The organism is Halomicrobium sp. HArcht3-1, assembly GCF_058933345.1.
Genome location: NZ_JBZYDM010000002.1, coordinates 26633 through 48992, shown reverse-complemented (window position 1 = coordinate 48992; position 22360 = coordinate 26633). Strand labels below are relative to the sequence as shown.

Below are 22360 nucleotides of genomic sequence, written 5' to 3'. Positions count from 1 at the left end.
GTAATGCGACGACGGACCTTCCTCCGGGCGGTCGGTGCGGCGAGCGTCGGTGGGATCGCGGGGCTTGCTGGCTGTGCCGGCGGGAACACCGACACCCCCGAACCCGACGAGAACGAGGTCCTGGTCGGCCCGAACAACAGCTACCGCTTCGCCCCCGATCCACTGACGGTCTCAGTGGGCACGACGGTGACGTGGACCTTCGAGAGTCCGGGCCACAACGTCAGTTGCAAGCCCGATACGTGGGACAGCGCCTCGCTGCCCGAGGGCGCGGAGCCGTTCGCCAGCTACGAGGGGACGAACAGCTTCCAGACCCTGCCACAGGGAGCGACCTACGAACACACCTTCGAGGTGGCAGGCACCTACGAGTACGTCTGCACGCCCCACGTCGCCAACGGAATGGTCGCGACGGTCGTCGTGGAGGCCTAGCCCGCCATCGATTCCACTTTCACCGTCCCTGGGGAATCGTTAAGTGCCGCGCGGACCCCGGTGAAAGTGATGAGCGACGACCCGGAGGAGGGGATGCTCTCGTGGGACGAGTCCGTCTTTCGGGACGAGCACGTCTTCGAGATCGATTACGTCCCCCAGACGTTCAAACACCGGGAGAGCCAGATGGAGAACCTGAAGTACGCACTCAGGCCCGCAGTTCGTGGCTCCCGGCCACTGAACGTCATCGCGCGCGGGCCGCCGGGCACCGGTAAGACCACCTCCTCCCAGATCCTCTTCGACGAACTCACCGCCCAGACCGACGTGCAGGCGGTGCGGGTCAACTGCCAGGTCGACTCGACCAGATACGCCGTCTTCTCGCGCCTGTTCGCCGAGATCTTCGACTACGAACCGCCCTCCTCGGGCATCTCGTTCAAAAAGCTGTTTTCCCAGATCACCGACCGCCTCGTCGAGCGCGAGGAGGTGCTCGTGGTGGCGCTTGACGACGTGAACTACCTGTTCTATGAGTCGGAGGCTTCCGATACGCTCTACTCGTTGCTGCGCGCCCACGAGGCCCACTCGGGGGCGAAGATCGGCGTCATCTGCATCTCCTCGGACCTCGATCTGGACGTGATCGAGGCACTGGATACGCGCGTCCAGAGCGTCTTCCGCCCCGAGGAGATCTATTTCAACCGCTACGACGAGAGCGAGATCGCCGGCATCTTGCAGGAACGGGCCGACCGGGGCTTTCACGACGGCGTCGCCGACACGACGATCCTCGACCGCGTGGCCGAACTCACCGCCGAGCAGGGCGGGGACCTCCGCGTGGGTATCGATCTGCTCCGGCGTGCGGGGATGAACGCCGAGATGCGCGCTTCCCGGTCCATCGACGTACAGGACGTCGAGGACGCCTACGACAAGTCGAAGTACGTCCACCTCTCTCGGCGGCTCCGGGAACTGTCCGATTCTGAGGCCGCCCTCGTCGAGGTGATCGCCGGCCACGACGGCGAACGGGCCGGCGACATCTACGAGGCGTTCCACGACCAGACCGATCTGGGCTACACCCGCTACTCCGAGATCATCAACAAACTCGATCAACTGGGCGTCATCGAGGCCACGTACACCAACGTCGATGGCCGCGGGCGCTCACGTGAACTCACCTTGCAGTACGATCCCGAGGCTGTCCTCGAACGGCTGTAGTTCGCGGTCGTTCACGCTCACCGACGGCGAATTTTTGTACTCACAGCCCCAACAGCGAGCAATGCGACGACGCTTACTGGGCAGTCCGACGGTGGCGACGCTCGCGGTCTTTCTGTGTGTCTTCGTCGTTCAGGAACTGCTCCGGCTTGTCGCCGGTCCTGTGACGATGCAGTCGCTCTTTGCACTGACGACGCCCGTCACGGCGAATCCCTGGACGATCCTCACGAGCGTCTACGCCCACGGTAGCCTCTCGCATCTGCTGGCGAACGCGGTCGCGCTGGCCTTCGTCGGTTTCCTCCTCGAACGCGAGACGACGGCCGCCCGCTTTCACGCGTTCTTCCTGACGACCGGTGCGCTCGCTGGCCTCGCGGAGGTGTGGCTCGCTGCGACCGTCGGTTCTGTCGTCGGTGGTATCGCCACACAGGTCGCGGTACTGGGTGGCAGCGGTGCGATCTTCGCGCTCGCGGGCTATCTACTGGCGAGCAATCGACTGACCGAGCGGGTCGTCGGCTCGGTACAGCTAAGCCCGCGCGTCCAGTTGGCCCTCTTTGCCGTGTTCGCCGTCGTCGTCACGCTGGCGACGGCTCGCCCGGGGGTCGCGCTCGTCGCCCACTTCACCGGACTCCTGCTGGGTCTGCTGGCGGGTCGTGCACACCTGCTGCGCCCGCGTAGCGGCGAGCGACACGCCGAACCGGTGTGAGGTGTCTCGGCCGCCGACAGGGACACGCTCTCGTCGCGGTGATCTCCACTCGAAACGAGGTCGACGCGGTCGCTGGCTGGTGGTTTCGGTTTCCTGTGCTCGTGCTCGGATGCGCCGTCGTGGGGATCTGCAGCCGAAAACAGGGGGTCGTTACTGCGTGGGATCGACGAACCGGCGTTCGTCGAGCCTCGTCGTCACCGTGTCGGCCAGCGTTCGAAGATTGACGGCATCCTCGCGGTTGTAGGAGATGAGCGTCTCCAGCGAGCCGTCCTGTCCGCGTTCGTGTTCCTTCCAGAGGCGGACGGCGTCCCGACCGGAGATGTCCGGCCGGTCCCGGTCGATGCCGATGTCCTGTTCGATCTGTTTGAGACCGCCACTCAGTCCCAGTTGCTTGCAGGTGTACATGAGATCGAGGTGGGGCAGGTCCAGATCCACGTCGAAGTTGGCTTCGAGGAACGGTACGTCGAAGCGCTTGCCGTTGAACGTCACCAGCAGGTCGGCGTCGCCGACGGTCGCCGCGAGCGCGTCGGCGGTCAAGTCGTCGCCGGCGACGAGTGTCTCGGTGTCGCCGTCCTGATGGAAACTGACCGTCGTCACCTGATTGCGGTGTTCGTCGAGTCCCGTCGTCTCGATGTCGAAGAAACAGGCCCGGTCGGCGAAGGTCTCGTAGACCCGCCAGCGCTCGCCGGAGGGGAACGCCTCGTCGAAGTAGGCCACGTCGTCGTCGGCCAGCCGACCGCGGCCCTCGTCGATGAACGTCTCGATGCGCTCGCCGGTCTTCTGTCCGACCGCGCCGGGATCGAAGTCGTCCCAGTGGGTGATCCCGGACTCCCAGAGTCCCCGCTCGGTCTGCTCGCCGACGCCGCGTACTCCGATGAAACTGTTCTCGACGCGCACGCTCGGCTAGGTGGGGTCGGTCCAAATAAATGAGTCGGTCCGAGCAGTCCAGTCCGTTTCGCGAATCGCAAGCGAGTACAGCACGGCTGACGATACCTCGAAAGCCCTCGTCCGCTCGGATCTGCGGTTAGTCCCCGACGCCGACAGTCGTCTCGGCCGTCGCTTCCTCCGCCGGTTCGGGTGCGAGTTTGTCAGCGATCGATCGGAACGCCGCGGCCACGTCGCTGTCTGGCGCTTCCGTGACGACAGGTTCGTCGCCGACGACGCTGCTCTCGGGGACGGTTCCCAGCACTGGCAGATCCGTTCGGTCGGCCACGTCGCGGCCCTCGGCTGGGGTTGCTCGTGTCGCGACGATCCCCGCCAGATTGCCGTCGACCTTCTCGGCCAGTTCGCCGGTCTTTGTCGCGTCGGCGACGGCCGTCTCGTCCGGTGTCGTCACCAGTACGACACCGTCGGTCACCGCGAAGGGGATCATCGACTCGTGTGTCAGTCCCGCGCCGGTGTCGACGAGGACGACCTCGAAACGCCGTTCGAGTCGCTCGACGACCGGTCTGAGCTTGCCCGGCTGTGCGGCTTCGTAGCGATCGATCCCCGGATCGCCAGGGAGTACCGAAAGCCCATCGACCGTCGTGATCGCGTCGTCGAGCGTCGCCTCGGCTGCCAGTACGTCGTGCAGCGTCGGTTCGTGATCGACCCCGAGCATCGCCCCGAGATTCGTCATCGCCAGATCTGCGTCGACCACGACCACGTCGTGACCCCCATCGCGAACTGTCGTGGCGACGTTGACCGTCGTCGTCGTCTTTCCGACGCCCCCTTTCCCGCCCGCAAACGTGAAACTCTGACCCCGCATAACGACCGTTCAATCGCTCTCTGAGCGCAAAAAGCCACGTGTCGGCGTCTGACGCCCGTCTGACCACTCCTATTGTCGTGTTGATATGCGAACGAGTAACGCAACGGGCTTTTGCCCGTCCATACCGAACCGGATGTCATGACTGCCGTCGAGACCAAACTCGACGCCGCGCGCGCCGACCTCGCCGAACGAGAGGGCGTCCTGATCGCCTTCTCCGGTGGGGTCGACTCGAGCGTCGTCGCCGCCATCGCACACGACGCACTCGGGGACGACGCCGTCGCCTGTACGGCCAAGAGCGAGACTCTACCCGAGGCCGAACTGGTCGACGCCAACCGCGTCGCAGAGGAGATCGGCATCCGCCACGAGATCGTCGAGTTCAGCGAACTCGACAGCGAGGCGTTCATCCAGAACGACGACGAGCGGTGCTATCACTGCCGGTCGATGCGTCTCTCGGCGATGTACGACGAGGCCCGCCGACTGGATATCGACGTTGTCTGTGACGGCACCAACGCCTCCGATCCCGGCGAGGGACATCGTCCGGGCCTCCGTGCCGTCGAGGAACTCAACGCCTACTCGCCGCTGCTCGAACACGATATCTCCAAAGAGGAAGTCCGCGAGATCGCCCGCGAGTACGACCTCTCCGTGGCCGACAAGCCCTCGATGGCGTGTCTCTCCTCGCGCATCCCGACCGGGCTGGAAGTGACCGAGGATCGCCTCTCTCGCGTCGAGAAGGCCGAACGACTCCTGCGGACGTGGGGCTTCGAACAGTTCCGCGTGCGCGACCACGACGGGCTCGCTCGCATCGAGGTCGGCGAGGAAGAACTCGACGTGGCGCTCGACACCGACTTCATTCGCGCTGCCCGGGACCACATCGCAGACCTCGGTTTCGACCACGTCACACTCGATCTGCACGGCTACCAGACCGGCAGCGTGAGTCCTGCCGACGAGGAAGACGACGAGGAGGCCGTCGTCGCGGACGTGTTCGGCGCGGAGTACCCGACTGGCGAGTGAGGCAGATGGTGACTTTCGACGACACTCGTCGCCATTTATTTTTGCCGTGGAACTGTTGGTTCGAAAGGACAGGCATTTAATACGATCCCCGCGTCGCTCATGATATGCCACCGGCTGTCGTGTACGTCGGCCCGCAGACGCGGGCGCTCGCGTTCCTCGACAGCCACGCGACCGATGGGCTGTCGGTACTCGCCACCGAGACAGTGGCTGCGGACACGCTCGACACCGACAGCGTGCAGGCCGTCGTCGTCGATCCGGCCGCCGAGGTCGACGCGGCGGCACTGGCCGCCGTCGACGCGCCCGTGCTGACGACCGACGAGAGCACACTCCCGGACGACGTGGTCGATCACCGCGTCACTGCCACCGGAGACAGTCAGGCGGCGCTGGCCGACGGACTGGCCCGACTCTTCGGTCGCCCGTCACTGCGCTCCCAACTGGCTGCACTACAGGAGACGACGCGGGCGCTGATCGTCGCCCCGTCGAGCGAGTCGGTCGCACAGATCACTGTCTCGGCGGCCAAGTCGGTACTGGACATGCCCGGCACGTCACTGTGGACCTACGACGAGACCGACGGCACCCTCACGCCGACCGCGATGACCAACGAAGTTCGTGCGATATACGACGGTTCGCCCGCCCCGATCGGGCCGGACGACGACCGGCTGTGGCCGCTGTACGAGCACGGGGAGTTCCGCGTCCTCGAAGACATCGAGTACCGGATCGATCCGACCGACACGGTCGTCACCGCCGCCATCGTCGCACCGCTTGGCGAACAGGGGTTGCTCGTCACCGGTACGCCATCCGGCCGTTTCGACGACACCGACACGGAACTGTTTCGTATCCTCGCCAGCGCCGCGGGATCGGCACTCTCCCGGACCGAGCGCGAACGACAACTCCAGCGACAAAACGATCGGCTCGACCAGTTCACCAGCATCGTCTCGCACGACCTCAAGACGCCGATCCAGCTGGCGGTGACACAACTGGAACTGTACCGCGAGACCGGGGACGAACGACATCTCGAAAAACTCTCGACGGCACACGACCGGATGATCGCGCTGATCAGCGATCTGCTGACGCTGGCTCGTCAGGGCGATACCGTCGACGAGACCCGCCGCGTGCCACTGTCGACGATCGCGACGGACGCCTGGAACGGTCTCGACGGTGCGGACGCGACGCTCCAGATCGACGCCGACGCGACGGTCGAGGCCGATCCGGGCCGTCTCGACCAACTCCTCTCGAACCTCTTCGCGAACGCCGTCGAACACGGATCCACGAGCCCTGACTCGCCGGCCCATCAGGGGCTGGTCGAACACGACGCGGGCCGCTCGTCGTCGGCATCCGACGACACGCTGACGCTCACGGTCGGCGTGCGGGCCGACGGTGACGGGTTCTACGTCACCGACGACGGTCCCGGCGTTCCAGCGACGGAGCACGAACAGATCTTCGAGCGGGGCTACACGACCAGTGACACGGGGACGGGATTCGGGCTGGCGATCGTCCGCGAGATCGTCGACGCCCACGGCTGGACCATCTCGGTCACCGAGAGCGACGACGGCGGTGCGCGTTTCGACGTGACAGGCGTCGGCTCGCTGGAACGGGACTAGACTTCTTCGGTCGCGCCCTCTTGGGCATCGTCACCCTTGCTCGCTCGCCAGCGCAGGCCGGCGACGAACAGTTCGTACAGGACGACCAGTCCGACGGCGACCGCGCCCGCCTGCACCGGTGGGAGCGCGAGGTTTTCGGCCGCGATCACGAGTGTCGGATTGGGACTGCCGAAGTAGCCGACGACGGCGGCTCCCAGCCAGATCGGGATGCGCGCGCTGTCGACGGCCAGCCGTGCCTTGAGTGCCCGTCGCGAGCGGCCAAAGCGACGCAGCAGGAACGCACCGACTTCGAACAGTGCGATCAGGACACCGGCGAGGATCGCGGGCGTCGCGATCGGCCCGCCGGCGTTGGCGAGTGCGTCGGTCACCTGTGGCGGCAGTGCGCCGTAGTAGCCCGGCGGGAGCGGCCCGGTGCTTGCGATGTAGCCACCCAGTGCAGCCGTCAGATAGGCGAGCGGCCGCGCGTCGGCGGCCTCTTCAGCCGTCGGGATCGGTGACCCGGTCCCGGTCCAGCGCAGCAGGGTCAGCGTCCCCTCGAAGAGGAGGATCATCGTCACGGCGACGATCAGCGGCGCCATCCCGGTCGGGTCGGGGCTGAAGACGAAGGCGACGGCGGCGAAGCCACCCCAGAAGTACAGCCGGCGATCCTCCATCCACTGGCGGCTCGTGACACCCATCATGATCGCCAGCATCACGAGCAGCGGGATCTGGAAGATCAGCGCGAAGAAGCCAAGCATCAGGACGATGAGGTTGAACGTCTCGGTCAGGCCGAAGGCCGTCGTCGCCGCCTGCTCGCTGTACTGCGTGAAGTAGGCAAAGAGCGAGGGCAACACGGCGAAGTACGCGAAGCCGACGCCGACGGCCGCGAGCACGACGCTTGTCGGCACTGCAGCGAGGTAGTAGCGACGCTCACGCGGGTAGAGTCCGGGACGCATGAATCGGTAGGTCTGGTAGACGCCGACCGGGAGCGCGATGATCAGGCCCACTAGCGTCGATACTTTCAGCCGCGCCAGCACCAGCGACAGCGGGTGGTAGACACGCGGTTTGACGCCACAGACCGGGCCGGGACAGGCCGCCTGATCGCCCAGGAACGAGTACCACAGGAAGTTGATCAGATTGTCGGCGTAGAACACGACGATGCCGGCGACGCCGAACATCACTAGCCCGACCGCCAGCAAGCGAAGCGCCATCTCCTCGACGTGCTCGGTGAGGGGCAACTCCTCGTCGTCGGGTGCCGTCTCGGGCGCTGGTCCGGGATCGGGCTCTCGGCCGCGCTGTTCGGTGGGGCTCGGACGTGCTGTTGCACTCCCGCGTGCCATCCCTGCTCTGGCACCACCCGCCGACCTCGCACCGGCGCCGTCGGTCTCCTGTTCGTTCCCGTCTTGCTCGTCGTCGGCCGCTTGGTCGTCGGTCTCCTGTTCGTTCCCGTCTTGCTCGCCGTCCGTCGTTTGGCCGTCGCCGTCTTGCTCGTCGTCGGCCGCTTGGTCGTCCTCGTCTTGTTCTTCGTCCGTCGGGGGACCGACCTCGTCGCGGGTCTTACTCACTTTCTCGACCTGATTGCGGCGTGTGGCCGGGGTGAGTACGTCTTCGTGCGTCGACTCGCCAGCAGACGACGAATCCCCGTCCGTATCGTCTCCCGTCTCGTCGTCCGACGACGCATCGTCGGGAGCGCTCTCGCTTCCGGTCGGCGCTTCGTCGACGACATCCTCTGGCTGGTGGTCCTCCCACCAGTCCGCTGGCTCGTCGTCACTCGGGTGTTGCTCTCGGTCGACGCTTGGCTCCGATGTCTCGTCGTCGGCCTCGTCGCCGGCGTCCGCTTTCGCGTCGGCGGCGGTCGACGACGGGACCTGCTGGTCGTCGGCCGCCGAGTCGTTCGGTTTCGACTCGGGTGGCTCCTCCTCTGCCCGCTCGTCGTCGCCGTCGCGGTCGGCCATCTGTGCCCCGTTTGGCTACTCGTTGTTGTAAACTTTCTTTTCGCGGTCCCCGGTCGAGCGGGTGCGCGATGAATAAATTGATAACGGAGAGTCGGCAAGGGTCCGAAAAGATGTCCACGGGCCTCGACCAGGATACGATGCGGTCGCTCCAGAGCGGTCGGGAGACGATGGGCTCGATGCTCCGAACCGCACAGAAGCACCTCCAGAAGGTGTTTATCCTCTGGGTCGTCGGGCTCGTGGCGACGATCTACGCCCTGCAGGAGTTCCTGTGGGACCGGCTCAAGGCCGACATGATCGAACAGACGGCCGAAGAAGCCGACATCGTCGCCGTCACGCCCTTTGACGTGATCCTCTTGCAGGTGAAGATCGGTGCCGTCATCGGGATCATGATCGCGCTCCCGCTGTTGATCTACTACAGTCGCGACTCGCTGCGAGAACGGGGACTGTGGCCCGCCGACAAGGTCCCGATCTGGAAGCTCTGGTCGATCCTGCTGATCAGCGCGGCGCTGTTCGTCGGTGGCATCGTCTACGCCTATCAGCTGTTCTTCCCGCTGATGTTCGACTTCCTGGCTGAGAACGCCGCCAACGCTGGATTCCGGCCGGATTACTCCATCGTCAAGTGGGTCGGGTTCGTCGCACTACTAGGCTTTTCGTTCGGGCTTGCCGCCCAGTTGCCGCTGTTGATGAGTACGCTCAGCTACACCGGCATCGTCCCCTACGAGACGTTCCGCGACCGCTGGCGGGTCGCCGTCATGTTCATTTTCGGCTTCGGCGCGCTGTTCTCGCCGCCGGACCCGTTCACGCAGGTGATGTGGGCGATGCCGCTGGTCGGACTCTACGTCGTCAGTCTCGGCATCTCGAAGGCGCTCGTGTTGACAAAGCGGGCCGGTGAGGAGGTCAGTTCTGCGGCGGTCGCCCGTGCCCGCTGGAACAAACTCGCGGCGGCGGCGGTCGTCGCCGGTGGCCTGATCTACTCGCTGCTCGCGACGAGTGCGTTCCAGTACGTCCAGACTGCCGCCGAACTGTTCCCGTCGGATCGGCTCACCGGTGATCTCACTCGCCCCGACCTGTTTGGACTCGGCACCGAACCGACCGCCATCGCCATCGCCGCGATCGTCGGCCTGCTTGCCGCCGTCGTCGTCCTCTACTACTACATGATCCGGGCGCTGGACGTGGCCGCCGCCGAGGCCGGTAACTTCGGCGATCCGACGGCCATCGACATCGAACCGCTGAGCGCTGGCGCGGTCCGCAGTGCTCCAGTCGAGCGGTTTCAGGAGATGGAAGAGAGCGAGGCGCTGGAACTCGCCCAGTCGGCGATGGACGACGACGACCACGAGAAGGCACAGGCCATTCTCGACCGCTGGGACTTCGCACAGGACACGATGGAGGGCGGCGAGGCAGACGGTGCCACTGGCGAGGGCGGTACTGCCGACGAGGAGGGTAACGTCGTCACCTCGACGACGGCGGGGATGTTCAACGCCTTCACCGAGGAAGAGACCACCGAGGACGACATCGGCGGCTACTACCACGACATCGCCTTCATCCTCGACTCGCTGACCTCGAAGGCAATCTGGTTCGTCGGGATGTTTATGGTCGTCTCCAGTGCGGCGTTCCTGTTCCTGTACTCTGGCGGGATCGGTGACATCCGCAACATCTTCGTCGGGAATCTCCCGCCGTCGATGCAGGCCGACGTGACCTTCGTCAATCTCCACCCCGTCGAGCACCTCATCTTCATCGTGAAGTTCTCGGCGATTCTGGGGCTGGTCTCGGTACTACCCTTGCTCATCTACTTCGCCTGGCCGGCGCTGAAAGAACGGGGCATCGTCGGCGGCAAACGCGGTGTCGTCGGCTTCTGGAGCGGGACCGTGATCGTCGCCGTGATCGGTGGCAGCCTCGCTGGCTTCCTCTATGTCGCGCCGACAGTGATCTCGTGGCTCGCCTACGACGTGTTGCAGGCGGGGATGATCATCTCCTACCGGGTCGCCAAGTTCGGCTGGCTGGTGCTCGCTCTCACCGTCGGGATCGGCTTACTGTTCGAGATTCCCGTGACGATGCTGTTGTTCCACCGGGGCAACATCGTCTCCTTCCAGGCGATTCAGGACCGCTGGCGTACCGTCACGCTCGGCGTGTTCGTCGCCAGCGCCATGTTCTCCCCGAAGGGCATCTTCACCATGTTCCTCGTCGCGGTGCCGGTGACGATCGCCTTCCTCGTCGGACTCGGCCTGCTGTGGCTGTACACGCTCGGGGGCAGACGCTCGCCGAAGGGTGTCGAACCGGCCGACTGAGCGAACGGGCCGTCCGCGCGGCCGCGATCCCGATGGCTTATCTTCGCCGGCCGACACTGTGAGCATATGCCGAAGATCAGCGTCGAAGTCCCGGCCGAACTGCTCGAAGACCTCGACAAGCACGTCGGCGACGAAGGGAAGTTCGTCAACCGTAGCGAGGCGATTCGGGCCTCGGTCCGCAAGACCCTCGACATCCTCGACGAGATCGACGAACGCGAGGGGCGGCTCGACGACGAGTACTGAGACTGACTGGGTCAAGATCGACGACAGCCGGGCTTCGAAGCGCTTTTGCCGACCCCGGGGATACGAACGGGCATGTCTCTCGATCGGGAGACGGTCATGCAGATCAGCCTGTCGACCGTCGCCGTCCTGCTGTTTATCGCCGGCTCGGTCTTCGTGAGTCTGAACTACGGAACGAACGGCGACCTCACCGAACAGGGTGGCGTCGTCCTCGTCGCGACCATCGGTGCCTTCGTCGTCCTCATGTTGGCTGCCGGTCTCTACCTCGAACGTCAGGAGTTCTAGGCCTCGCTCTCTTCGTCGTCGCTTTCGTTCTCGCGCCAGTCCTCGATCTCGTCGTCGTCACTCTCGTCGAGGCGATGCTCGTAGTAGTTTAGCGGATGTGACTCGTTGATCTCGTCCTCGCAGATGTCGTCTTTGCCGATGCAGTCGCCGTAGGACTGCATCGTCGCACACGCGGGCGTCGAGTACTCGGTCGGACTGGTGTCCCCGCGGATGTGGTCAACCTGATATCTGGTGGCCTCCTCGCCGAAGCCGGGGTTGACCTGGAACAGCTCGACGATCTCGTCGGTCGTCATCCCGATCGAGGTGAGGAAGGCCGCCAGCGCGAACCGCGAGTGGTGTTCGAGGTGTTCGCCCTTCTGGACGGCGTCGAGGAGGTGTTGCATACAGGGCGGGAACAGTTCGGGGACGACGGTGTCGATCTCGCGGGTCAGATCGAGATCCGACAGCGTCGCGTGGAGCGCCTCGACCTCCTCGTCGAGTTCGTCGGCGATGGCGTCGGGCACGTCGAAGGGCAGGCCGTCGTCGATCCGATGCCGGATCGCCTGTTTGAGCAGGACGTGGAGTTCCTCGGTCGTCACCGGCACTTCGCCGTCGGTCAGCGTCCGATTGACGAGTCGCCACTCGTCGCCCCACTGGTCGGCCGCCAGATCGAGGTACGTGCCCACGTCGATCCGGTAGCCGTCGGCCGTCTCGTGGACCGCCGTCTTCAGGTCGAACTCCGCGAGCAGCGCGTCCATCGACAGTGACTCGCTCTCGCCGTAGCTGAAGTCGTCGTCCGTGGTGAACTCGGCGACGAAGCGTTCGCGAGCGCTCTCGGCCTCGGCCTGTGCGTACTTGCGGGTACAGACCGGTGTGTCTACGAGCGACACCAGCACCCGCGCGACCGGGTACGACAGCAACTCCACGCGTGTGCGCCGTGGTTCGCCGACACTACCGTCAGTAATTGCCCATTGCACGCGCTCGACGGCGCGCTCGACGACGACCTCGTCGGTGGCGACGATCTGTCCCAGATCGACGGCCGCCGCCTCGACGGCGTCACGAGCGGACTGCAAGAACGGATAGCGCGCGTGCAGGGGCTTCATCGGGCCACCCTTTCGTGCGGTGGTGAATAAATTCGGTGGTCGGAACCGCGACAGTCAGTCGCGCTGGTACGTTCGACTTACTGGTCGAATCGGTCTTCGAGTTCTCGAATGACCTGCTCGGTCTCGCCGCCGTCGCCCCGTACCGCGCGCTTGTACTCGGCGTACTCGTCGCGGGACAGTTCGACGGTCTTCGTCTCGCCCCGGTGTCGCAGTTCGACCTGCACTGTCCCGTGGGGGTTGTTGCGCACCCGGAAGCTTGCGATGGCGGTAAAGACGAACCAGAAGGCGACGGCACCGCCCAGAAAGTAGACGACCGTCGTCGGGAACGCCAGCGACTCTGCGGTGCCGGTCCACTGGCCGGGGTAGGCCCGGTCGAACAGGGCGACGCCGACGACACAGCAGACCGTGCCAGCCAGCACGCCCAGTCGTTCCCGACGAGTGGCCGGGAGGACGACGACGACGGCCGCGAGCGACGCCGGGACGCCCAGCCCTGCGAGGACGCCGGCGATCGACTGGGCGGTGGTCGTCGTCTCCGCGCCGACGAGCGTCGACAGCGGCGTCGTCACGACGAGGATCCCCGCGACGATCGCGAGCACGCCGACGGCCAGCAGGCAGCCCCCGGCGTAGACGCGTCTCGGATCGCGCCCGTCCCACCGCGAGCCAGTGTAGGCGTCGCCGAGACTCTCCATGCGCGCACTATCGATTGCGTGCTACAAAAGGGTCCGTCAGACGGTCGCAAGACGACCACCGGTAACCGTGACCGTTTATTCGCTCTGGATGCGCGGCGCGAGCATGTACGTGACCGAGCCGTGGCCTTCGGCGAAGTCGAAGTGCATCTTGACGGGGAACTCGTCGCCCAGTTCCATCCGCACTTCGGCGTCTTTCGGGATCGCCTTGTTCATGTTCTTCAGGTAGTCCAGCGAGAACAGCGAGTGGGCGTCACCCGGCGTCAGATCGATCAGGTCCTCGGTGTCGAGTTCGAGGTGCACGTCGTCGGTGTCGCCCTCGGCGTCGACGTAGAACAGTTCGTCGGTGGCGTCGACACCCAGTGCGATGTGATCCGAGACCATGTCCGCGGCCGTGACGGCGCGGTCGATATCCTTCCCCTCGATGATGACGTGGGCCGCCAGATCGAGGTCGGGCAGGTCCGGTTCCTGCCGGATCGAGTCGGGATCGATCAGCGCGAGGGTGTACTCCAGCCCGTCGATGGCGATGTGGAGTTTGCGCGTCTCTTCGTCGAGTTCGAGATGAACGAGCTGGCCTGAGTCGGCCATGCCGGCGATGTCTTCGAGTCGAGAGAGATTGACGCCGATGAGGCCGCCGTCGGTCTCGTAGGACTCGAACGCCGCGGCGTCGAGGGTCAGATCGACCATCCCGACGTTGGCGGGGTCGACGGCGCGAATTTCGAGGCCCTCGTCGTTCAGGTGGATCTTGCACTCGTCCACCAGCACGCTCACGGAGTCGAGTGTCGCCTGGAGCGTGTCTGCGCTCACGATGGCGTTGAACATCTTGGCGACGGCTACGCCCCCATCCATTAAAAAGGCCTTCATTCATCGCGTGCGCGCTAACGGTTAGTCTGCCCGCGCAGGTGTGCCCGACCGCCGGCCGAGACCGAGCACCAGCGCACCGACGGCGGCCAATCCGAAGGCCGGCCCGACCGCCAGCGTCGGGAACGCCAGCCCGTACCCCCAGCGGTCGAGGACGACGCCGAACAGGACCGGCGAGACGACGCCGGGAATCGTTCCCAGCAGGGACTGAATCGAGAGGGCCGTCCCCACACGGTCGTCGCGAGTCACGACGGTGACCGCCGTCGATGCGGGCGCGCTGTCGAGACTCAGCACGACGCCGTAGAGCAGCACCAGCGCGACCAGCACAGGGAGCGGGAGCCACCCCAGCGATCCCAGCGCGACGCTGCACAGCCCACTGGCCGTCAGTCCGATACTGATTACCGTTCGACGGCCGACGCGGTCGCTGAGGACGCCGCCGAGCAGATTGCCGACGCCGCTCATCGCCGTCACGACGCCCGCCAGCAATCCGGCCGTCGCTGCCGGGGCGTCGAGTCCGGCGATAGCGACCGTCCCGACGAGGAAGGCGGGCAGCCAGTTTCGCAGGCCGAACAGCTCCCAGTTGTGGCCGGCATAGACACCGACGGTCGCCAGATACGCACGATTGCGGAGGACGCCGAGAGAGAGTCCCGCCCCTGTCTGGACGCGCGTTTCGGCGTCTCGGCCCCCGAGCGCGACGATGGGTCCCGTCACGAGTGCGGGTAGACTCGTCGCGAGGATGGCGAGCCTCCAGCCGAACCGTCCCGCGAGAACGGCCGCGAGCCAGAACGAGAGCCCGCTCGCGAGCGAGAACGTGGCGACGTAGGTCCCCATCGCCCGCCCTCGGGCATCCGCTGGGTACCACTCCGAGACGAAGCGCATCCCGGGGACGTAGACAGCGGCCATGCCCGCGCCAGCGAGGGTTCGCAGTGCCGCCGCGACGAGCGGGCCATCAGCGAGCGAGAACGCGGCGCTCGCGAGTCCGGCCACGGTCGCCCCGAGGGCGACGACCCATCGCGACGAGTAGCGGTCGGTCACCATTCCGGCGGGGACGACGGCCACGAGATAGCCTGCCTGAAACGCACCGAACAGCAGACCGGCCCACAGGCCCGAGAGACCCCAGTCGTCGACGACCGCTGTGAGGACCGCCGAGTAATTGAACCACACCGGCGTCGCCAGTCCGAGACCGACGCAGGCGACCGCGAGCATCTGCGTCCGTTCTCGCTGGCTCACGGTGACGGTCTCGGTCGGCAGCCACGGTCGTTCGTCCAGACGAGCACACGCGAGCGAGGGTCTGCCCGAACAATAAGGATCGGCTCCGAAGAGTCCGGACTAGTCCTGCAAGGCGTCGAGGACGACCCCGAACCGACCTGCATCGCCGGTGACGAGCCGGTCGGAGCCAAACAGCCGGACCGTCAGCGCGATCACGACCGCGGCGAACCCGATCTCGTAGGCGATCCCCAGCAGGACGACGCTCGTGTCGCCGAAGGCCAGTTCCGCGGGGGCGACGACGGGATGGGTCGAGGGAATCGCGTACAGTGCGATCTTGAGCGGGAGCGAGAGGCTGGCAACGTCGACGAAGCCGGTGACGAACGCCGGCACCATCGTGACGAAGGTTACGGGAAGCAACAGCGTCTGTGCACCCCGGCTGTCGTCGGCGAACACGCCCAGTGCGAGGGCCACCGCCAGCACGTCGATGATCGCAAGCGACAGCGAGACGCCGACGAGCGCGTAGTCACCGGCGGTCAGCGCCACCAGCGAGCCACCGCCGCTGTCGGGCCGGGCGACATAGAGCACACCGATGTAGACGGCTGCGAGCGCCACGCCGAGGATGGCGCTGGCACCGAGCTTCGCGCCGACGATGGTCCGGCGCTGGACGGGCATCGTCAACAGTGTCTCCAGTGTGCCGTTCTCTTTCTCGCTGCCCATGCTGTTGATGACGAGACTGCCGGCCCCGAAGATGGCGAGCACCATCACCATTCCGAGGAAGAAAAAGCGCAGCGACACCGACCCCGAGAGCTGTCCGGGCGAGGCGTCGACGTGGGTCCCCTTGACGTAGGTCGTGTGGGTGGTCGCCGTCGGGTGCAGCGCAGTCCCAGCGGCGCCCGTGACGTTGGCTGTGATGTTCGCGTCGACGGCGCTCACCAGCCGCTCAGCTTTTGCCGATTGGGCACCGCTGGTCGTCGAGAGGTGCGACAGCGAGGAGTACACCCGGACGTTCGCCCGCTCGTTCCCCTCGATACGCTCGGTGAAGTTCGACGGGAAGACGAAGAGCACGTTCGCGGGACCGGACTGGAGGGCGTCGATGGCCTGCTGGCGGGGGACCGACGACGCGTGATAGGTCACGTTCGCACGCTGATTGAGCGTCTCGTTCGCGACCGTGGCGTACGCCCCGCCGTCGTTGTCGAGAACCCCGACGACTGGGCGCTGGCTCGCGGCCTCCTCGGCCGCTCCGGCCCCCTGTAGCGACAGCACGACGAACAGCGGCATCACCAGCAGCGGGATCAGATACTGTGGTCGGGCTAGCTCGCGCACTTCTTTCCTGAGCAGTCGCCAGAAGGCGCTCATCGCGTCGCCTCCAGAAACGCGTCTTCGAGATTCTCGGCGTCGTACATCTCACACAGGTCGTCGGGTGATCCCACGTCGACGATCTCACCCTCGTTGAGCAGCGCCACCCGGTCACAGAGATAGGACACTTCGAGCATGTCGTGACTGGAGAGGAGGACGCCCCGGTCGTCGTCGGGGAACGCCTTGATGATGTCACGGACGCGGCGGGCGTTGCGAACGTCCAGTCCGGTCGTCACCTCGTCGAGAATCGCCAGTCGCGGCTCGGTCATCAGCGCACTGGCGACGAGTAGCTTCCGGGTCATCCCCGTCGAGTACTCGTTCGTGTCGTCGTCGAGACGCGCTCCCAGATCGGCGATCTCGATCCCGCGCTCGACGTACTCGCTGGTGTCGTCGGCGAAAAAGCCCGCAATAAATTCGAGGTACTGTCGGCCGGTCATGTTCTCGTAGGCCCCCGCTTCGGCCGGGAGATAGCGGATCGACGAGCGGACGCCGTTGGGGTCGTCGGCCACGTCGTGGTCGTAGACGGAGACTGTGCCGTCGTCGTGTTCGAGCAGCGTCGCGAGAATCCGCAGCGTCGTGGTCTTGCCCGCGCCGTTCGGCCCGACCAGCCCGAATATCTCGTCGGTCTCGACGGTAAAGGAGATGCCGTCGAGTGCCTGTACGTCACCGTACGAGCGGGTCAGGCCGTCGATATCGACGGGCGGTGCCGTCGAACTCACGACCGCTCCCCCCACGGGGTCGTGGCACTGATCGCTGCTGACTCCGCTCGCCGTCGGTCGTCCTCGGTCATCGATTCTGCCTACAGCCGCCGTATATAAATCACGGGAGTCACGATTTCAGAGTCAGAAACCGCGACCGTACCGGGGTCACGCCGCCCCATCGAGTCGGCTCACGGTCGTGGATCGGGCGGTTCCGTTGCCACGTCGTACTCGATCGATTCGAGACTGGCGCGCCAGTAGGTCCGGGTCTCGCCGGGGAGATTCCACGCCACCTCGCCGGCCGTCGGGACGAGCACACCGTCGTGCTCGGCGTAGTCGCGCCAGTGACCCGTCCAGCGCGTCGTCTCGTAGCCCCCGTCGTCCAGCCGTCGTGGTCGGTCGCCGACGACGCGAGAGACGAGTCCGTCCTCGCCGAAGTAGAAGGTGAGCGTGGCAGTCGTCCCGCGGTGGGACAGCGTCGCGCGGGCTGCCCGGTCGTGGATCGGGTCCCACTCGACGCCGTTGCGGGGCAGCAGCGCCGTCGGGTACCAGACCGCCTCGGCGAGATAGCGCAGCAGTTCCCCTTCGTCGAGAGCCGGGCTTTCCTCGGCGTCGGCGACGGTGATCGTCTCGTACAGTGTCGCTTCGAGTGAGCCGCTGCCGTCCTCGTAGGCGTCGATGACCCGTGCCGGGACCAGCGGTGCCACCGCGACCGTCGCGTCCCAGAGGAACCCCGGCGGATCGATCCGGACGTGCTGGGTCGCTTCCATCGGTCGCCACGGCGACGTGCTGTCGCCGAGACGTAGCGCTCCCTCCTGCTGGATGCGGACGGTCTGGATGTCGCTTCGGTCGTCCGGGAGGACGCGCTCGAAGTACCGCCCCACAGGTGGCGGGAGGTCGGCGTCGTCGGTCGTGGCGGGCTGGGCGGACGCGTCCGTCCGGGCGAGCAGTTCGTCGACGCGCTGGCCGACCGCGCGGTCGAACTGGCCGCTGTTGCGACGCACGATGGAGACGACGGCTACGAAGAGGGCGACGACGGCGGTGGCGACCGCGACGACGGTCCGGCGACGCATTACGGCTCGGCCCCCCGGCACAGCAGGGTCTCGTGTGCGGCTGTCATGGTTCGACCGACGCGGCGCTCCCCGAAAAAGGTGCGTCCGGCGGGTCCTGCCACTGTCGGTCCTCTTCGAGTCAGTTAACCGTCTTCGCGGGCTATACCGGTCCAACTGACCATGTCTGGGAAAGACGACTACTACAACAGGGCCAAACAAGAGGGGTATCGCGCCCGCTCGGCCTACAAGCTGAAGCAACTCGACGAGACAGCCGGCCTGCTGGGTCGGAACCGGACGGTACTCGACCTCGGGGCCGCCCCCGGCGGGTGGCTGCAGGTCGCCGCCGAACGGGTCGGTAGCGGCGGCGTCGTGATCGGCGTCGACCGCCAGCGCATCGACGACCTCGACGACCCCGACGCGAAGGTCGAGACGATCCGTGGGGACATGACCGACGACGCGACCAAAGCGGCGGTCCGCGAGGCCGTCGGGGCCGACGGCGACGAGCGTCCGGTCGACGCGGTTATCTCGGACATGGCCCCGAACATGACCGGCGAGTACGATCTCGACCACGCCCGCTCGATCCACCTCGCCCGACAGGCCTTCGAGGTCGCCCGTGACGTGCTGGCGACCGGCGGCGACTTCGCCGTGAAGGTGTTCGACGGACAGGACCTCGACGATCTGGAAGACGACATCGCCGAACAGTTCGAGTACGTCCGACAGGTCCGCCCCGAGGCCTCCCGGGACAGCTCTTCGGAGCTGTACCTCGTCGCCAAGGGCTTCCTCACTGCGCCGGTCCGCGAGGGCGACCGAGTCGAAGTCACCATCGAGGACGTGGGCAGCGAGGGCGACGGCATCGCGAAGGTCGAGGGGTACACGCTGTTCGTCTCGGGGACCGAGACCGGCGACAGCCTCACTGTTCGGGTCGACGACGTGAAACCGAACTTCGGGTTCGCCCAGCCTATCGACGAGTAGCGACTACCTACCGTCGACACCGCCGAGCGATTTACCCTCCTGTAGCACCAACGTTTCGTATGGACACAGTCGAGAAATCAGCCGTGTCCACCAGCTATGACGCTCATCAGACCCACTGACCGGTCACGGAAGACTGCACTCGCACCGGACCTCCGACGGCTCGACGAGCGGGCCGCTCGCGCCTGGACCGAGCAGATGGCGGTCCGTCCTCTCCCGGGAACCAGATACGCCGTCGATTCCGCGAGTGGGGCGACCTACGTCGTCGACGTGGCGGCGGGGACTTGCACGTGCCCGGACCACCAGATCCGTGGCGAGCGCTGCAAGCACGTTCGGCGGGTCGCCATCGAGATCACGGCCCGCCGGGTCCCACCGCCGGGGCGAACGTGGGCGGTCTGTGACGCCTGCGGGACCGAGACGTTCGTCCCCGAAGGCGCGCCCGAACCGCACCTCTGTGGGACCTGCCGGCTCGAACCGGGCGACGTGGTCCTCGACCGAGAGACCGGCGACCGCCTCGTCGTTTCTCGCGTGACCGACCGCCGGGCCAGCGACGTGCGGATCGACGCCGCTGACACCACGGTCGCGGACTATCCGACCAACGACGGGTACCCCGTCGACGACCTCGTCGTCGAGGCGACGTATCTGGGTGACGGCGACCGGCGCTACTCGTTCCCCCACTCGCGACTGCAACGGACCGACGACGCTGCACTGGTCGCGTAGGGACCCGCCCTGTGGGAACCGCCGACGAGGGACGCCGTCGCTCGTAAGCGTTTTGCCCACGGCCACAGTAGCCGTCAGCATGGCCGACTGTCCACTCGCGGACGACTGCCCCCAGTTCAGCGAACGCATCGAGGGAATGGGGTGTCAACACTACGGCGACCGCGGTGGTGCCGAGTGGTGTAACCACTACAATCAGCCGATCTCGGACCTGAAGAGCCAGCCAGTCAAACTCGGCGAAGAAGTCGTCGTCGAGGTCGACGACATCCACGAGAGCGGTGCCGGCGTCGGCCGCACGGAAGACGGCTTCATCGTGATGGTCGACGGTCTCCTCCCGCCGGCGAAGGCACGCGTCAAGATCACGAAGGTCCGCTCGAACCACGCCCGCGCCGACGAGGTCGAACGGCTGGAGGTCGAAGAGGACGACGCGGCCGAGGACGACGCGGACGACGAGGGTGGCTACCAGGGCGACGACGAAGACGAAGGTCAGCGTCTCGGCAGCCGAGACAACTTCTGGGGCGGATAGCCCGCTCGCACGGTTTCGAGTGAGTGGACAGCGACGCGTTTTTTCAGCCCTCTCTGCGGTGCATCGGCGGATTTATTCGACCCGATCGGTTCAGGGTCGCTCGTGTCCTCGGAATCACCCGCGAGTGGGTCGTCACCCTCCGACAGCGACGTTCCGTCCGACGGCGACGGCGCTGACGGGACTGGCACTGCGCTCGACGAGCAGCAGGCCGACGACGGACACGCCGATCCAGCCGCCGACGCGGTCGAAGCACGACTCGACGATGCCCTCGAACGGGTCGCTCACGGTGCGACCGTGTCGATCCCCGCCATTCTCTTCCAGCGGGCGGCGACGCTCGCGTTCACGGCGGTGCTGACCAACGGCTTCGGAGCCAGTGCCTACGGCGTGTTCGCGGTCGCGCGACGCCTCCAGCAGTTTCTGTTACGTCTCTCGCTTGGCTTCCAGACGGGGCTCAGTCGCTTTCTCCCGAACGCCGATGCAGACGACGAGCGCGACGTGTTACTCACGGTCGCGAGCGGACTCGTTCTGGGGATCGCGACGCTGTTCGGCGCGGCGCTGTTCGTCGCGACGCCCGAGATCGTCGCCGTCACCGGCAACGGCGAGCGCTTCGGCGCGTTCCTGCGGATCTTCGCGGTCGGCCTCCCGGCGAGCGTCTGGCTCCTCACCGTCTCGGAGATGTTGCGCGGATTCGAGGCGGTCACACCGCGGACGCTCGTCCTGCAGATCGGCTTCCCGACCGCGCAGTTGCTCGTCGGCGTCCTCGGGACCGTGGTCTTCGCCGACCTGACGACGGTTGCAGTCGGCGTCGTCGCCGTGATGGGGCTGGTCGGGACCGCGACTGCGGTGTGGTTGGTCCACGACCGGGGGATCCGACCGCGACTGCACGCCGACACCGAAGACGTGGTGTGGCGGCGCTACGTCGGCTACACAGCGCCGCTGTTCGCCGTCGGCTTCGCGACCGTGGTCCAGCGCCTCGGGTTTTATCCGCTGATCGCACTGTTCCTTTCGGGCGTGGCCGGCGGCGTGTTCGCCGTCGGCGTTCTGCTGGGCTTTCTCGTCCGGCTGCCGCTGATGGGGATCAATCAGTTCATCCCACCGGTCGCCGCCGCACTGTACGAGGACGGCTCGCAGTCGGCGCTCTCGCGGCTGTATCACGTCACCAGCCAGATCGTCCTCGTCGGCGTGACGGCGCTGTCGGTCCCGGTCGTCGTGTATCGCGAGACCGTGATGGGGCTGTTCGGCCCGACGTTCGTCGAGTACGCGCCCCTGCTTCCGGGGTTCGTCCTCGCGCAGTACGGAGCGTGTGCGGCCGGCAGCGTCGGCATCCTGCTGATGATGACTGACAATCAGCGTCCGATGCTCGTGGTCAACACCGTCATCACGCTGCTGTTGATCGCCGTCGCCGTGCCGCTGACGATCACCTACGGGCTGCCCGGACTGGTCGTCAGCTACCTCCTGATGTTGACGCTGAACAACGGGCTGGAGGTGGCGGTGCTGTACCGCTTCGAGGGACTCCAGCCGTTCACGCGCCTGCACCTGAAGCCCCTGGGGGCGGGTGCGGTGCTGGCCGCGGTCGTTCTGCTCGCGAAGGCGACGCTCCCGGCGGGCATCGCGCCGGTCCTCGGCACTGCAGTCGGACTGGTGGCCTACGCGCTGGTCCTCCGGTGGTTCGGCTTCACACCCGTCGAGAAACGGCTGGCGGCGACGCTCGTCGATCGGTACCGCGAAGTCCTGTCCGATCGCTTCTCGTCGTGGTCTCGGTGACGTTTTGACGCCCG

The 22360-nt window shown here is 66.2% G+C and carries 22 protein-coding genes; 12 read left to right on the top strand and 10 right to left on the bottom strand.

What is annotated here, in order from left to right; genetic code table 11:
• Positions 1-3 precede the first annotated feature (3 nt).
• The 3 genes from AC5FRW_RS03280 to AC5FRW_RS03270 all read left to right on the top strand — a co-directional run bounded on the left by AC5FRW_RS03280 (position 4) and on the right by AC5FRW_RS03270 (position 2323).
• Positions 4-426 (top strand): plastocyanin/azurin family copper-binding protein, encoded by a 423-nt coding sequence (locus AC5FRW_RS03280; RefSeq protein WP_493566999.1) that lies wholly within the window; start codon positions 4-6, stop codon positions 424-426.
• Between the two features lie 69 nt (positions 427-495).
• Positions 496-1623 (top strand): ORC1-type DNA replication protein, encoded by a 1128-nt coding sequence (locus AC5FRW_RS03275; protein WP_493566998.1) that lies wholly within the window; start codon positions 496-498, stop codon positions 1621-1623.
• A 61-nt stretch (positions 1624-1684) separates the two neighbouring features.
• The gene (locus tag AC5FRW_RS03270; protein ID WP_493566997.1) at positions 1685-2323 is read left to right on the top strand and encodes a rhomboid family intramembrane serine protease; all 639 of its coding nucleotides are present in this window, start codon (positions 1685-1687) and stop codon (positions 2321-2323) included.
• A 150-nt stretch (positions 2324-2473) separates the two neighbouring features.
• Here AC5FRW_RS03270 and AC5FRW_RS03265 read toward each other — a convergent pair whose 3' ends face one another.
• Both AC5FRW_RS03265 and AC5FRW_RS03260 read right to left on the bottom strand, forming a co-directional pair.
• A complete protein-coding gene (locus AC5FRW_RS03265) occupies positions 2474-3220 on the bottom strand; it encodes a ribonuclease H-like domain-containing protein (RefSeq protein WP_493566996.1) in 747 nt (248 codons plus the stop codon).
• Between the two features lie 127 nt (positions 3221-3347).
• Positions 3348-4070 (bottom strand): MinD/ParA family ATP-binding protein, encoded by a 723-nt coding sequence (locus tag AC5FRW_RS03260; RefSeq protein ID WP_493566995.1) that lies wholly within the window; start codon positions 4068-4070, stop codon positions 3348-3350.
• 138 nt (positions 4071-4208) lie between these two features.
• Between AC5FRW_RS03260 and larE the strand changes: the two genes are divergently transcribed.
• Positions 4209-5081 (top strand): ATP-dependent sacrificial sulfur transferase LarE, encoded by an 873-nt coding sequence (larE, locus tag AC5FRW_RS03255; RefSeq protein WP_493566994.1) that lies wholly within the window; start codon positions 4209-4211, stop codon positions 5079-5081.
• Between the two features lie 104 nt (positions 5082-5185).
• Positions 5186-6682, top strand: a complete 1497-nt coding sequence (locus tag AC5FRW_RS03250) for a sensor histidine kinase (protein ID WP_493566993.1) — start codon at positions 5186-5188, stop codon at positions 6680-6682.
• On the opposite strand, the gene tatC is transcribed toward AC5FRW_RS03250, so the two are convergent.
• The gene (gene tatC, locus AC5FRW_RS03245) at positions 6679-8616 is read right to left on the bottom strand and encodes a twin-arginine translocase subunit TatC (protein WP_493566992.1); all 1938 of its coding nucleotides are present in this window, start codon (positions 8614-8616) and stop codon (positions 6679-6681) included. The genes AC5FRW_RS03250 and tatC overlap by 4 nt on opposite strands.
• A 110-nt stretch (positions 8617-8726) precedes the next feature.
• Here tatC and AC5FRW_RS03240 point away from each other — a divergent pair, with 110 nt between their 5' ends.
• The 3 genes from AC5FRW_RS03240 (at position 8727) to AC5FRW_RS03230 (ending at position 11426) form a co-directional block, all read left to right on the top strand.
• Positions 8727-10901 carry a twin-arginine translocase subunit TatC gene (locus AC5FRW_RS03240; protein WP_493566991.1) on the top strand — a complete coding sequence of 725 codons (2175 nt, stop codon included), beginning with the start codon at positions 8727-8729 and terminating at the stop codon, positions 10899-10901.
• Between the two features lie 66 nt (positions 10902-10967).
• Positions 10968-11144: a ribbon-helix-helix domain-containing protein gene (locus AC5FRW_RS03235; RefSeq protein WP_493566990.1), complete on the top strand. Its 177-nt coding sequence runs from the start codon at positions 10968-10970 to the stop codon at positions 11142-11144.
• Between the two features lie 72 nt (positions 11145-11216).
• Positions 11217-11426, top strand: a complete 210-nt coding sequence (locus tag AC5FRW_RS03230; RefSeq protein ID WP_493566989.1) for a DUF7472 family protein — start codon at positions 11217-11219, stop codon at positions 11424-11426.
• Here the strand turns inward: AC5FRW_RS03230 and priL are convergent.
• From priL to AC5FRW_RS03195, 7 genes are all read right to left on the bottom strand, one after another.
• Positions 11423-12508 (bottom strand): DNA primase regulatory subunit PriL, encoded by a 1086-nt coding sequence (priL, locus tag AC5FRW_RS03225; protein ID WP_493566988.1) that lies wholly within the window; start codon positions 12506-12508, stop codon positions 11423-11425. The two genes, AC5FRW_RS03230 and priL, sit on opposite strands and share 4 nt — an antisense overlap.
• A gap of 77 nt (positions 12509-12585) precedes the next feature.
• The gene (locus AC5FRW_RS03220; protein ID WP_493566987.1) at positions 12586-13197 is read right to left on the bottom strand and encodes a cell division protein CdpA domain-containing protein; all 612 of its coding nucleotides are present in this window, start codon (positions 13195-13197) and stop codon (positions 12586-12588) included.
• A 75-nt stretch (positions 13198-13272) separates the two neighbouring features.
• Positions 13273-14016: a DNA polymerase sliding clamp gene (locus AC5FRW_RS03215; RefSeq protein ID WP_493567374.1), complete on the bottom strand. Its 744-nt coding sequence runs from the start codon at positions 14014-14016 to the stop codon at positions 13273-13275.
• Positions 14017-14079: 63 nt separating this feature from the next.
• On the bottom strand, positions 14080-15285 hold the full coding sequence (locus AC5FRW_RS03210) for an MFS transporter (RefSeq protein ID WP_493566986.1): 1206 nt from the start codon (positions 15283-15285) through the stop codon (positions 14080-14082).
• 99 nt (positions 15286-15384) lie between these two features.
• Positions 15385-16620, bottom strand: a complete 1236-nt coding sequence (locus AC5FRW_RS03205) for an ABC transporter permease (RefSeq protein ID WP_493566985.1) — start codon at positions 16618-16620, stop codon at positions 15385-15387.
• The gene (locus tag AC5FRW_RS03200) at positions 16617-17339 is read right to left on the bottom strand and encodes an ABC transporter ATP-binding protein (protein ID WP_493566984.1); all 723 of its coding nucleotides are present in this window, start codon (positions 17337-17339) and stop codon (positions 16617-16619) included. Before AC5FRW_RS03200 ends, AC5FRW_RS03205 begins: the two co-directional genes overlap by 4 nt.
• Positions 17340-17509: 170 nt before the next feature.
• Complete coding sequence (locus AC5FRW_RS03195; protein ID WP_493566983.1) at positions 17510-18391, bottom strand: DUF6920 family protein; 882 nt, start codon at positions 18389-18391, stop codon at positions 17510-17512.
• A gap of 159 nt (positions 18392-18550) precedes the next feature.
• Here AC5FRW_RS03195 and AC5FRW_RS03190 point away from each other — a divergent pair, with 159 nt between their 5' ends.
• From AC5FRW_RS03190 to AC5FRW_RS03175, 4 genes are all read left to right on the top strand, one after another.
• The gene (locus AC5FRW_RS03190; RefSeq protein ID WP_493566982.1) at positions 18551-19342 is read left to right on the top strand and encodes a 23S rRNA (uridine(2552)-2'-O)-methyltransferase; all 792 of its coding nucleotides are present in this window, start codon (positions 18551-18553) and stop codon (positions 19340-19342) included.
• 96 nt (positions 19343-19438) lie between these two features.
• Positions 19439-20059 (top strand): SWIM zinc finger family protein, encoded by a 621-nt coding sequence (locus tag AC5FRW_RS03185; RefSeq protein WP_493566981.1) that lies wholly within the window; start codon positions 19439-19441, stop codon positions 20057-20059.
• 79 nt (positions 20060-20138) lie between these two features.
• Complete coding sequence (locus AC5FRW_RS03180; RefSeq protein WP_493566980.1) at positions 20139-20582, top strand: TRAM domain-containing protein; 444 nt, start codon at positions 20139-20141, stop codon at positions 20580-20582.
• A gap of 102 nt (positions 20583-20684) precedes the next feature.
• On the top strand, positions 20685-22346 hold the full coding sequence (locus AC5FRW_RS03175) for a lipopolysaccharide biosynthesis protein (RefSeq protein ID WP_493566979.1): 1662 nt from the start codon (positions 20685-20687) through the stop codon (positions 22344-22346).
• The last annotated feature ends 14 nt before the right edge of the window (positions 22347-22360 follow it).

Excerpts from the sequence above, each read along its gene's own strand:
- AC5FRW_RS03280 (WP_493566999.1), top strand. The coding sequence starts at position 4 with ATGCGACGACGGACCTTCCTCCGGGCGGTCGGTGCGGCGAGCGTCGGT.
- AC5FRW_RS03275 (WP_493566998.1), top strand. The coding sequence starts at position 496 with ATGAGCGACGACCCGGAGGAGGGGATGCTCTCGTGGGACGAGTCCGTC.
- AC5FRW_RS03270 (WP_493566997.1), top strand. The coding sequence starts at position 1,685 with ATGCGACGACGCTTACTGGGCAGTCCGACGGTGGCGACGCTCGCGGTC.
- AC5FRW_RS03260 (WP_493566995.1), bottom strand. The coding sequence starts at position 4,070 with ATGCGGGGTCAGAGTTTCACGTTTGCGGGCGGGAAAGGGGGCGTCGGA.
- larE (WP_493566994.1), top strand. The coding sequence starts at position 4,209 with ATGACTGCCGTCGAGACCAAACTCGACGCCGCGCGCGCCGACCTCGCC.
- AC5FRW_RS03250 (WP_493566993.1), top strand. The coding sequence starts at position 5,186 with ATGCCACCGGCTGTCGTGTACGTCGGCCCGCAGACGCGGGCGCTCGCG.
- tatC (WP_493566992.1), bottom strand. The coding sequence starts at position 8,616 with ATGGCCGACCGCGACGGCGACGACGAGCGGGCAGAGGAGGAGCCACCC.
- AC5FRW_RS03240 (WP_493566991.1), top strand. The coding sequence starts at position 8,727 with ATGTCCACGGGCCTCGACCAGGATACGATGCGGTCGCTCCAGAGCGGT.
- AC5FRW_RS03235 (WP_493566990.1), top strand. The coding sequence starts at position 10,968 with ATGCCGAAGATCAGCGTCGAAGTCCCGGCCGAACTGCTCGAAGACCTC.
- AC5FRW_RS03230 (WP_493566989.1), top strand. The coding sequence starts at position 11,217 with ATGTCTCTCGATCGGGAGACGGTCATGCAGATCAGCCTGTCGACCGTC.
- priL (WP_493566988.1), bottom strand. The coding sequence starts at position 12,508 with ATGAAGCCCCTGCACGCGCGCTATCCGTTCTTGCAGTCCGCTCGTGAC.
- AC5FRW_RS03220 (WP_493566987.1), bottom strand. The coding sequence starts at position 13,197 with ATGGAGAGTCTCGGCGACGCCTACACTGGCTCGCGGTGGGACGGGCGC.
- AC5FRW_RS03215 (WP_493567374.1), bottom strand. The coding sequence starts at position 14,016 with ATGTTCAACGCCATCGTGAGCGCAGACACGCTCCAGGCGACACTCGAC.
- AC5FRW_RS03205 (WP_493566985.1), bottom strand. The coding sequence starts at position 16,620 with ATGAGCGCCTTCTGGCGACTGCTCAGGAAAGAAGTGCGCGAGCTAGCC.
- AC5FRW_RS03195 (WP_493566983.1), bottom strand. The coding sequence starts at position 18,391 with ATGCGTCGCCGGACCGTCGTCGCGGTCGCCACCGCCGTCGTCGCCCTC.
- AC5FRW_RS03190 (WP_493566982.1), top strand. The coding sequence starts at position 18,551 with ATGTCTGGGAAAGACGACTACTACAACAGGGCCAAACAAGAGGGGTAT.
- AC5FRW_RS03185 (WP_493566981.1), top strand. The coding sequence starts at position 19,439 with ATGACGCTCATCAGACCCACTGACCGGTCACGGAAGACTGCACTCGCA.
- AC5FRW_RS03180 (WP_493566980.1), top strand. The coding sequence starts at position 20,139 with ATGGCCGACTGTCCACTCGCGGACGACTGCCCCCAGTTCAGCGAACGC.